Genomic DNA, 10,359 nt, shown 5'->3' with positions numbered 1-10,359 from the left:
CCGCCGACGGCTCCCGCCCCGGTGCCTCGGCAGGGGACGGCCCCCGCCCTCACGTCTCGGCCGCCGGCGAGCCCGGGGATCCCGGACCACACAGCGACGCCTCCGGCGACTCCGGTCACCCCGGGGGCCCCGGCAGCCCTGGTGACTCCGGTCACGGCGGGGGTCCCGGACACGGGAGTCGCCCCGGCGACTCCGGTCACCGCGGCGCTCCCGCCCACCCAGGTCCCCCCGGCGACCCCCGCCGGGATCCGTCGCCCCACGCGGACGACACCGACCCCGACCCGGCCGGCTGCCCCGACCCGCCCGTGCAGGACGGCCCCCCGCCCCAGCCCGGTCCGGCCCCCGGCCCCCCGCCTCCGCCTCCCGGCCGGCCCTCCGCCCAGGACCGGCGGTCCCCGGCGTTCGGCCCCACCCCGGCCCCCGGTGACCCCGGCCGCGCCGACGCCGGCACCGAGCAGCGCCCGCCCCGGCGCACCCGGGAACCCGGCGGCGGGCTGCTCATGGGCCGCCCCTTCGGCGTGCCCGTCTACGTCGCCCCCAGCTGGTTCCTCGTCGCCGCCCTGATCACCTGGGTCTTCGGCGGCCAGCTCGACCGCGTCCTGCCCGAGCTCGGCGCCGCCCGCTACCTCGTCTCCCTCTTCTTCGCCGTCGCCTTCTACGGCTCCGTCCTCGTCCACGAGCTCGCCCACACCATCGCCGCCCTGCGTTTCAAGCTCCCCGTACGCCGCATCCAGCTGCAGTTCTTCGGCGGCGTCTCCGAGATCGAGAAGGAAGCCGAGACCCCGGGCCGCGAATTCGTCCTCGCCTTCGTCGGACCCCTGCTCTCCCTCGCCCTCGCCGGCGTCTTCTACCTCGCCCTGCAACCCGTCGAGCCCGGCACCGTCCCCGGCGTGCTGCTCGCCGGCCTGATGATCTCCAACCTGATCGTCGCCGCCTTCAACCTGCTGCCCGGACTCCCCCTCGACGGCGGCCGCATGCTCCGCGCCGTCGTGTGGAAGATCACCGGCAGACCCATGACCGGCACCGTCGCCGCCGCCTGGGTCGGCCGCGCCCTCGCCGTCTCCGTCCTCATCGGCCTGCCCCTGCTCACCCAGTCCGGGGCACTCGGCGCCGACGCCGTCGACAACGTCGGCATGGACACCGTCATGGACGCCCTGCTCGCCGCCATCCTCGCCGCGATCATCTGGACCGGCGCCGGCAACAGCCTCCGCATGGCACGCCTGCGCGAGCACCTCCCCGAACTGCGCGCCCGCAACCTCACCCGACGCGCCGTACCCGTCCCCGCCGACACCCCGCTCTCCGAGGCCCTGCGCCGCGCCAACGCCGCCGGAGCCCGCGCCCTCGTCGTCGTCGACGGCGACGGCAGCCCCGTCTCCCTGGTCCGCGAGGCCGCCATCGTCGGCGTACCCGAGCACCGACGCCCCTGGGTGCCGGTCAGCGGCCTCGCGGCGGACCTCACCGACGGCATGCACGTCTCCGCCGAGCTCTCCGGCGAGGAACTCCTCGACGCCCTGCGCGCCACCCCCGCCACCGAGTACCTCGTCGTCGAGAACAGCGGCGAGATCTACGGCGTCCTGTCCGCCGCCGACGTCGAGCGTGCGTTCGTCAAGGCGATGGCCCGCCCCAGCTGACCACCCGCATGGTCCGCGGCCCCCGCCGGGACCGGTACGCTGGTCACATGTCCGAACCGACCGGTGCCGCCCGCAGGCGCGGGCCCTTCAAGGTCGGGGACCAGGTACAGCTGACCGACCCCAAGGGCCGCCACTACACGTTCACGCTCGAGGCCGGGAAGAACTTCCACACCCACAAGGGTTCCTTCCCGCACGACGAACTGATCGGTGCTCCCGAGGGCAGCGTCGTCCGCACCACCGGGAACGTCGCCTACCTCGCGCTGCGCCCCCTGCTCCCCGACTACGTCCTGTCCATGCCCCGCGGCGCAGCCGTCGTCTACCCCAAGGACGCGGGGCAGATCCTCGCCTTCGCCGACATCTTCCCCGGCGCCCGCGTCGTCGAGGCGGGCGTCGGCTCCGGGTCCCTCAGCAGCTTCCTGCTGCGCGCCATCGGCGACCAGGGCATGCTCCACTCCTACGAGCGGCGCGCCGACTTCGCCGAGATCGCCCAGGCCAACGTCGAGCGCTACTTCGGCGGCCCGCACCCGGCCTGGCAGCTCACCGTCGGCGACCTCCAGGACAACCTGTCCGACACCGACGTCGACCGCGTCATCCTCGACATGCTCGCCCCCTGGGAGTGCCTGGAGGCCGTCTCCAAGGCACTCGTCCCGGGCGGCATCCTCTGCTGCTACGTCGCCACCACCACCCAGCTCGCCCGGACCGTCGAGTCCATCCGCGAGATCGGCTGCTTCAACGAGCCGACCTCCTGGGAGACGATGATCCGCAACTGGCACATCGAGGGCCTTGCCGTCCGCCCCGACCACCGGATGATCGGCCACACCGGTTTCCTGCTCACCGCCCGCCGCCTGGCCGACGGCGTGGAACCGCCCATGCGCCGCCGCCGCCCCGCCAAGGGCGCCTACGGCGAGGACTACTCCGGCCCCAACGCCGACGCGGGCACCGGCCGCTGACACGGAGGCACCGGCCGCCCGAGCGGCCCCGTGCCGCACACAACGCACCGACGCCGTGGTGGAGTTCCCGCACCCCGAAGGGAACTCCACCACGGCGTCCTGACCTTGACGCAAGCACATTCGGTACCCACCCCGGCGTTCCCCTGCACTGTGACGTGTGGCACGATGCTGGCCACCCCCACCGGCACAGCCCTCACAGGAGACACTCCTCGTGCAGCACCCCGCCGTTCCGGACCTCGCGCACACTCACACCCGGCCCATCCACTGGGTGGCCACCGCCACGGCCGTCGCCGCCGTCGTGGCGCTCTCCTCGGTCCTGCAGCCCGACGCCGCCACCGCCGCCCAGACGGCCGGCACCGAGACCCGGACCGCCCCCGCGCCCACCGCACCGCCCGACCCGGCCGGCGTCGACTTCCCGCTCCAGTGCGGCCCCGTCGCGGAGAAGGTGCAGAAACAGGCCTCCGGAGACCTCGACGGCGACGGCCGCCCCGAAACCGTGGCCGTGGTCCACTGCGACGCCCCCATGGGCACCCCACCCGACGGCGTCTACGTCCTCACCCACGGCCCGGACAACGCCCGGCCCCGCACCGTCGCCACCCTCGTCGCCCCCGTGGACCGCCGCACCGTCACCGACCTCACCGTGCGCGACGGCGCCGTACTCGCCACACTCCTCGGCTACTCCTCGGCCGACGTACCCAGTTGCTGCCCCGACGTGAAGGACGACGCGAAATGGCAGTGGCAGAACGGCGCGTTCATCCGCTCCACGCCCTCCCAGGCGCGCACCGTCTGACGCACCGGGACCCTCCGGAAGCGACGGCCCTGCTGTGAGAAATCAGACAACAGTCACGGAGCGTACGTAAGGAGCAGGGATTCGGTCACTCTGCGTCCGGACCGTACACCTCGGCCCTGTCCAGAATCCGACGCACATGGATGCACTCACCGGGACACTCCCGCGCCGAGTCGACCACATCCGTGAGAAGCGGCAACGGCACGGGTGTTGCCGCCCCCGGCTCCTGCAGAAGCTCCTCGTCCGCGCCCTTGACATAGGCCAGACCATCGATGTCCAGCTCGAACACCTCGGGCGCATACTGCGCACAGATGCCGTCACCGGTACAGAGGTCCTGATCGATCCAGACCTCCAGCGCCTCGCCGCCGACCCCGGCCTCCTGCTGCACGCTCATCTCTCCTGCCGCTTCCTGCGTCGAGCCCTTCGGGAATCCGGCCAGCTCTGACGGGTGTTGAACACTTCGACCCTACAGTCGCCTGGGTTCCCGACACGTTCCCTGGGTATTTCCCTGGCGTGAGGGAGAGCGCAAGGGTGAAGATCGGACACACCCCGACCGTCTTTGTGATCTAGGGGTTTCAATCGACACCCGCCCAGGTAGGGTCTGGAAGCGTCCAGCTCCCCTTGGAGGAGGTGAGGACCGTGGCAGCCCACGACGACGACATGAACCGCGGCATCCGCCCGGGACGCGGGTCCGACGACCCGACCGGGCAGATCGCCTACCTTGAGCAGGAGATCGCCGTCCTGCGACGCAAGCTCGCCGACTCTCCGCGGCACACGAGAATTCTCGAAGAGCGGATCGTCGAGCTGCAGACCAATCTGGCCGGCGTGTCCGCGCAGAACGAGCGACTCGCCAACACGCTCCGTGAGGCCCGGGACCAGATCGTGGCACTCAAGGAGGAGGTCGACCGGCTCGCCCAGCCACCGGCCGGCTTCGGCGTCTTCCTGCAGGCCAACGAGGACGGCACCGCCGACATCTTCACCGGCGGCCGCAAACTCCGGGTCAACGTCAGCCCGAGCGTCGAGCTCGACGAGCTCCGGCGCGGCCAGGAAGTGATGCTCAACGAAGCGCTCAACGTGGTCGAGGCCATGGAGTTCGAGCGGGCCGGGGAGATCGTCACCCTCAAGGAGATCCTCGAGGACGGCGAGCGCGCCCTGGTCCTCGGGCACACCGACGAGGAACGGGTGGTACGGCTCGCCGAGCCGCTGCTGGACGTCACCATCCGCGCCGGCGACGCCCTCCTGCTCGAACCCCGCTCCGGCTACGTCTACGAGGTCATCCCCAAGAGCGAGGTCGAGGAACTCGTCCTCGAAGAGGTCCCCGACATCGGCTACGAGCAGATCGGCGGCCTCGGCAACCAGATCGAGATGATCCGCGACGCGGTCGAGCTCCCCTACCTCTACCCCGACCTGTTCCGGGAGCACGAGCTGCGGCCCCCCAAGGGCGTCCTGCTCTACGGGCCCCCCGGATGCGGCAAGACCCTCATCGCCAAGGCCGTCGCCAACTCACTGGCCAAGAAGGTCGCCGAGGTCACCGGCCAGGCCGCCGGCAAGAGCTTCTTCCTCAACATCAAGGGCCCCGAGCTGCTGAACAAGTACGTCGGCGAGACCGAGCGGCAGATCCGCCTGGTCTTCCAGCGGGCCCGGGAGAAGGCCGGCGAGGGCACCCCCGTCATCGTCTTCTTCGACGAGATGGAGTCCCTCTTCCGCACCCGCGGCTCCGGCGTCAGCTCCGACGTGGAGAACACCATCGTCCCCCAGCTGCTCGCCGAGATCGACGGCGTGGAGGGCCTGCAGAACGTCGTCGTGATCGGCGCCTCCAACCGGGAGGACATGATCGACCCCGCCATCCTGCGGCCCGGCCGGCTCGACGTGAAGATCAAGATCGAGCGTCCGGACGCAGAGGCGGCCAAGGACATCTTCGGCAAGTACCTCACAGAGCGCCTCCCGCTGCACGGGGACGACCTCAAGGAGCACGGCGGCGACAAGGGCTCCACCGTTCAGGGCATGATCCAGACAGCGGTGGAACAGATGTACGCCGAGACCGAGGAGAACCGGTTCCTCGAGGTCACCTACGCCAATGGCGACAAGGAAGTCCTCTACTTCAAGGACTTCAACTCCGGCGCCATGATCGAGAACATCGTCGGACGCGCCAAGAAAATGGCGATCAAGGACTTCCTCGAAAAGAATCAGAAGGGCCTTCGCGTCTCCCACCTCCTCCAGGCCTGCGTGGACGAGTTCAAGGAGAACGAAGACCTGCCCAACACCACCAACCCCGACGACTGGGCCCGCATCTCCGGCAAGAAGGGCGAACGGATCGTGTACATCCGTACGCTCGTCACCGGAAAGCAGGGTGCAGACACAGGACGCTCCATCGACACGGTGGCCAACACCGGTCAGTACCTGTAAAACGCAGGCGGCTGCGGGTGCCCCTGGCGGGTACCCGCAGCCGACTGTTTTCAGGGCCACGGCTGGAGCAAGGCAATGACGCAAATGATCTCCCCACCAGCGCAAAGGCGTTCTAGGCTCTTCGGTACCGCCGAGTCGCGCAGTGCGGGGACGGGCACCGCACACGCAACCGAGCGCCAGCGGTACTTGAGCGGCGTCCACGACCGAGGCCGCCGCCGGGCAAGGAGGGCCGCATGACCGTACGGCGAGTAATGGGCATCGAGACGGAGTACGGGATCTCCGTCCCCGGCCACCCCAACGCCAATGCCATGCTCACCTCATCCCAGATCGTCAACGCCTACGCGGCGGCGATGCACCGGGCCCGCCGGGCCCGCTGGGACTTCGAGGAGGAGAACCCGCTGCGGGACGCGCGAGGCTTCGACCTCGCCCGCGAGGCCGCCGACGCCAGCCAGCTCACCGACGAGGACATCGGCCTGGCCAACGTCATCCTCACCAACGGGGCACGGCTCTACGTCGACCACGCACACCCCGAGTACAGCGCACCCGAGGTCACCAACCCCCGGGACGCCGTCCTCTGGGACAAGGCCGGCGAACGGATCATGGCAGAAGCCGCCGAACGAGCAGCCCAGCTCCCCGGCGCCCAGCCCATCCACCTGTACAAGAACAACACCGACAACAAGGGCGCCTCCTACGGCACGCACGAGAACTACCTGATGAAGCGGGAGACCCCCTTCTCGGACATCGTGCGCCACCTCACCCCCTTCTTCGTCTCCCGCCAGGTCTTCACCGGCGCCGGCCGAGTCGGCATCGGCCAGGACGGCCACGAACACGGCTTCCAGCTCAGCCAGCGGGCCGACTACTTCGAGGTCGAGGTCGGGCTGGAGACCACCCTGAAGCGCCCGATCATCAACACCCGCGACGAGCCGCACGCCGACGCCGAGAAGTACCGCCGGCTGCACGTGATCATCGGCGACGCCAACCTCTCCGAGATCTCGACGTATCTCAAGCTGGGCACCACGTCGCTGGTCCTGGCCATGATCGAGGACGGCTTCATCGCCGTCGACCTCGCCGTCGACCAGCCGGTACGGACCCTGCACCAGGTCTCCCACGACCCGACCCTGAAGCGCCTGGTCACCCTGCGCAGCGGCCGCACGCTCACCGCCGTACAGCTCCAGATGGAGTATTTCGAGCTGTCCCGCAAATACGTCGAGGAACGCTACGGGGCCGACGCCGACGACCAGACCAAGGACGTCCTGACCAGGTGGGAGGACACCCTCAACCGCCTGGAGAACGACCCGATGAGCCTGGCGGGCGAGCTGGACTGGGTCGCCAAACGGGAACTCATGGAGGGCTACCGCCGCCGTGACGGCGTCGACTGGGACGCACCCAGGCTCCATCTGGTCGACCTCCAGTACGCCGACGTGCGCCCCGACAAGGGCCTCTACAACCGTCTGGCGGCCCGCGGGCGCATCAAGCGCCTCCTGGACGAAACAGAGGTCGAGCAGGCCCGCACCAAGCCTCCTGAGGACACCCGCGCGTACTTCCGCGGACGCTGCCTGGAGCAGTACGCCGACGACGTGGCGGCGGCCTCCTGGGACTCGGTGATCTTCGACCTGCCGGGCCGGGACTCGCTCCAGCGGGTGCCAACCCTGGAACCGCTTCGCGGAACGCGAAATCACGTAAAGGAGCTCCTGGACCGCTGCCGCACGGCAGAAGACCTGGTCAGGGTCCTCTCCGGCAACTGAGCACGGCGTGAGCCGAGCAGGCCGGGAGCGGGCCGGGCAGGCCGGGCGGGGTGGAAAGTCCCGCGCCCGGGAATCATCGAGGTGGTCCCCGTACGTTGGAGCAACTGCGGGGCCGTTGTCGGACCCGGGGAGTAGGGTCTGATCTTGACCGAGCAACTGTGTCGGGCGAACCGAGCGGGGTGAGGGTTATGGCGACCAAGGACACCGGCGGCGGACAGCAGAAGGCCACGCGTTCCACCGAGGAGGTCGAGGAGCAGGCGCAGGACGCGCAGGCCTCCGAGGACCTCAAGGAGCGCCAGGAGAAGCTCAGCGACGACGTGGACTCCGTCCTGGACGAAATCGATGACGTACTCGAGGAGAATGCCGAGGATTTCGTGCGCTCCTTCGTCCAGAAGGGTGGAGAGTGATTTCTCCTTCGATTCAAAGATGACGGGGTGGGTGCTTGTCGCAGGGAGATGGCGTGAAGCGCTGCTCGCGGTGTCAGCAACACAAGCCGCGGGCGGCGTTCGCCAGCAACAAGTCGATGCGTGATGGCCTCCAGGCCTACTGTCGGGAGTGCCGGGCGGAGTACCAGCAAGCCGGTCAAGTGGCCAGGGGCAGAGATGTGCGGCCGCGGGTCCGGACGTCTGAGGGCCACGAGTTCCGCCGCTCCCGCGGCCAGGTCGAGCCCCACAGTGGTCGGCACCGGAGCGCAGCGGCCTGCGACGGCTTGGCGACACGCTGCAGGACATCCTGTGCAGCCCAGGGGCGAGAGGACCATCTGGGGCGGAAGTACGGCCTCACGGCATCCGAGCGTGATCAATTGATCGCGTCCCAAGGGGGCGTCTGCTGCACATCTCCGGCGGCTCTGCCCGAGCATGTGGATCACTGCCACGAGACGGGTAGGGTCCGTGGCGTACTGTGCTTCAGCTGCAACGCAGCGCTGGGGCAGTTCAAGGATCGGCCCGATGCCATATGGCGGGCTGCCGCATACGTGGAAGGAATCGCGTGGAAGCCAACACTCGTAGCACCGGGCGTCTACCAGCTGCCTTCCTGACGCCAGGATCCTCTTCGTTCATGGACTTCCTCGGTGAGCACCAGCCGGAGCTGCTCCCGGGCAACCGGCAGCTGCCGCCGGTACAGGGCGTGGTCGAGGCACCGCACGGCACGACGATCGTGGCCGTGACCTTCCCCGGCGGTGTGGTGCTCGCCGGTGACCGGCGGGCCACCATGGGAAACGTGATTGCGCAGCGGGACATCGAGAAGGTGTTCCCGGCCGACGAGTACTCGGCGGTGGGTATCGCCGGTACGGCCGGCCTGGCCGTCGAGATGGTGAAGCTGTTCCAGCTGGAGCTGGAGCACTTCGAGAAGGTCGAGGGCGCGCAGCTGTCGCTGGAGGGCAAGGCGAACCGGCTGTCGACCATGATCCGGTCGAATCTCGGCATGGCGATGCAGGGTCTGGCCGTGGTGCCGCTGTTCGCGGGGTACGACGTGGAGCGGGACAAGGGCCGGATCTTCTCGTACGACGTGACGGGTGGTCGGTCGGAGGAGCAGGGCTTCGCCGCGACGGGGTCGGGTTCGCTGTTCGCGCGCGGTGCCATGAAGAAGCTGTACCGGGACGACCTGAGCGAGGAGCAGGCGACCACACTGGTGGTGCAGGCCCTCTACGACGCGGCGGACGACGACTCGGCGACCGGTGGTCCCGACGTCGCGCGCCGGATCTATCCGATCGTCACCGTGATCACCGAGGACGGCTACCGTCGGCTGACGGAGGAGGAGTCCTCCGGGATCGCCCGTTCGGTGCTGGAGCGGCGGCTGGAGCAGCCGGACGGTCCGCGGGCTGCGGTGCTGTAGCCGTCGCGGGCGTGGTTGCTTTGTTGTCAGGTGGTCCAGTGACTTCGACAGAAAGGGACGGATAACCGGTGTCGACGCCGTTCTATGTCTCACCCCAGCAGGCGATGGCCGACCGGGCGGAGTACGCCCGGAAGGGCATTGCCCGGGGGCGCAGTCTGGTTGTGATGCAGTTCGCCGACGGCATTGTGTTCGTCGGGGAGAACCCGTCCCGTGCGCTGCACAAGTTCAGCGAGATCTATGACCGGATCGGCTTTGCTGCCGCCGGTAAGTACAACGAGTACGAGAATCTGCGGATCGGTGGGGTGCGGTACGCCGATCTGCGGGGTTACACGTACGACCGCGAGGACGTGACCGCGCGGGGTCTGGCGAACGTCTACGCGCAGACGCTGGGCACGATCTTCTCGAGTGCGGGGGAGAAGCCGTACGAGGTGGAGCTGGTCGTCGCCGAGGTGGGGGAGACGCCGGAGGGTGATCAGATCTACCGGCTGCCGCATGACGGGTCGATCGTGGATGAGCACGGTTCGGTGGCGGTGGGTGGTAACGCCGAGCAGATCAGCGGATTCCTGGATCAGCGGCATCGGGACGGGATGACGCTGGCGGAGGCGTTGCAGCTGGCGGTGCAGGCGCTGTCGCGGGACACCAACGGGAGTCAGCGGGACATCCCGGCGGAGCGGCTCGAGGTGGCGGTGCTGGACCGGACGCGTCCGCAGAAGCGGAAGTTCAGGCGGATCGTGGGGGGCCGGTTGTCGCGGCTGCTGTCAGCGGGCGAGGCTTCGGGCGCGGAGGCCGGGGCTGAGACCGAGGAGGACGGCGAGGAGTAGGCCGCGGGGGCTGCGGGGTGCCTCCGGCGGTTCGGTGGGGGTGGTCGGTGGTCGGAGTGCGGGTGCGATGCCTGCGGCGGTTTGGTGGCGGGTGCGGTGCCTGCGGCGGCCTGTGCGGGTGGTCGGGGGTGCGCGTTGTGCCTGCGGCGGCCTGTGCGGGTTGGGTGGGGGTGCGGGTTGCGCGCT

Annotated in this window: 10 protein-coding genes; 9 read left to right on the top strand and 1 reads right to left on the bottom strand. The window is 69.4% G+C overall.

The window, feature by feature from the left end; genetic code table 11:
- From V5O46_RS31140 to V5O46_RS31130, 3 genes are all read left to right on the top strand, one after another.
- The coding region (locus V5O46_RS31140; RefSeq protein ID WP_408649088.1) for a site-2 protease family protein at positions 1-1,631 on the top strand (1,631 nt) is incomplete at its 5' end.
- Between the two features lie 47 nt (positions 1,632-1,678).
- Positions 1,679-2,581, top strand: coding sequence for a tRNA (adenine-N1)-methyltransferase (locus V5O46_RS31135; protein WP_332888092.1), 903 nt, complete (start codon positions 1,679-1,681; stop codon positions 2,579-2,581).
- 211 nt (positions 2,582-2,792) lie between these two features.
- Positions 2,793-3,371 carry a hypothetical protein gene (locus V5O46_RS31130; RefSeq protein WP_332888091.1) on the top strand — a complete coding sequence of 193 codons (579 nt, stop codon included), beginning with the start codon at positions 2,793-2,795 and terminating at the stop codon, positions 3,369-3,371.
- Between the two features lie 85 nt (positions 3,372-3,456).
- Here the strand turns inward: V5O46_RS31130 and V5O46_RS31125 are convergent, their stop codons facing one another.
- Positions 3,457-3,762: a ferredoxin gene (locus V5O46_RS31125; RefSeq protein ID WP_332888090.1), complete on the bottom strand. Its 306-nt coding sequence runs from the start codon at positions 3,760-3,762 to the stop codon at positions 3,457-3,459.
- A 245-nt stretch (positions 3,763-4,007) separates the two neighbouring features.
- Here V5O46_RS31125 and arc point away from each other — a divergent pair, with 245 nt between their 5' ends.
- From arc to prcA, 6 genes are all read left to right on the top strand, one after another.
- A complete protein-coding gene (gene arc / locus V5O46_RS31120; protein ID WP_332888089.1) occupies positions 4,008-5,774 on the top strand; it encodes a proteasome ATPase in 1,767 nt (588 codons plus the stop codon).
- A gap of 233 nt (positions 5,775-6,007) precedes the next feature.
- Positions 6,008-7,519: a depupylase/deamidase Dop gene (gene dop / locus V5O46_RS31115; RefSeq protein ID WP_332888088.1), complete on the top strand. Its 1,512-nt coding sequence runs from the start codon at positions 6,008-6,010 to the stop codon at positions 7,517-7,519.
- A 188-nt stretch (positions 7,520-7,707) separates the two neighbouring features.
- Complete coding sequence (locus V5O46_RS31110; RefSeq protein WP_011027899.1) at positions 7,708-7,926, top strand: ubiquitin-like protein Pup; 219 nt, start codon at positions 7,708-7,710, stop codon at positions 7,924-7,926.
- 116 nt (positions 7,927-8,042) lie between these two features.
- Positions 8,043-8,555 carry an endonuclease VII domain-containing protein gene (locus tag V5O46_RS31105; RefSeq protein WP_332888094.1) on the top strand — a complete coding sequence of 171 codons (513 nt, stop codon included), beginning with the start codon at positions 8,043-8,045 and terminating at the stop codon, positions 8,553-8,555.
- Positions 8,507-9,352 carry a proteasome subunit beta gene (gene prcB, locus V5O46_RS31100; protein ID WP_332888087.1) on the top strand — a complete coding sequence of 282 codons (846 nt, stop codon included), beginning with the start codon at positions 8,507-8,509 and terminating at the stop codon, positions 9,350-9,352. The genes V5O46_RS31105 and prcB overlap by 49 nt, the downstream gene beginning before the upstream one ends.
- Before the next feature lie 68 nt (positions 9,353-9,420).
- The gene (prcA, locus tag V5O46_RS31095) at positions 9,421-10,173 is read left to right on the top strand and encodes a proteasome subunit alpha (protein ID WP_332888086.1); all 753 of its coding nucleotides are present in this window, start codon (positions 9,421-9,423) and stop codon (positions 10,171-10,173) included.
- The last annotated feature ends 186 nt before the right edge of the window (positions 10,174-10,359 follow it).

This window comes from Streptomyces poriticola, from assembly GCF_036689765.1.
GTDB classification, from domain to species: Bacteria; Actinomycetota; Actinomycetes; order Streptomycetales; family Streptomycetaceae; genus Streptomyces; species Streptomyces poriticola.
The sequence above is the reverse complement of the archived record's forward strand: the minus strand, read 5'-3'. Positions and strand labels throughout refer to the sequence as shown.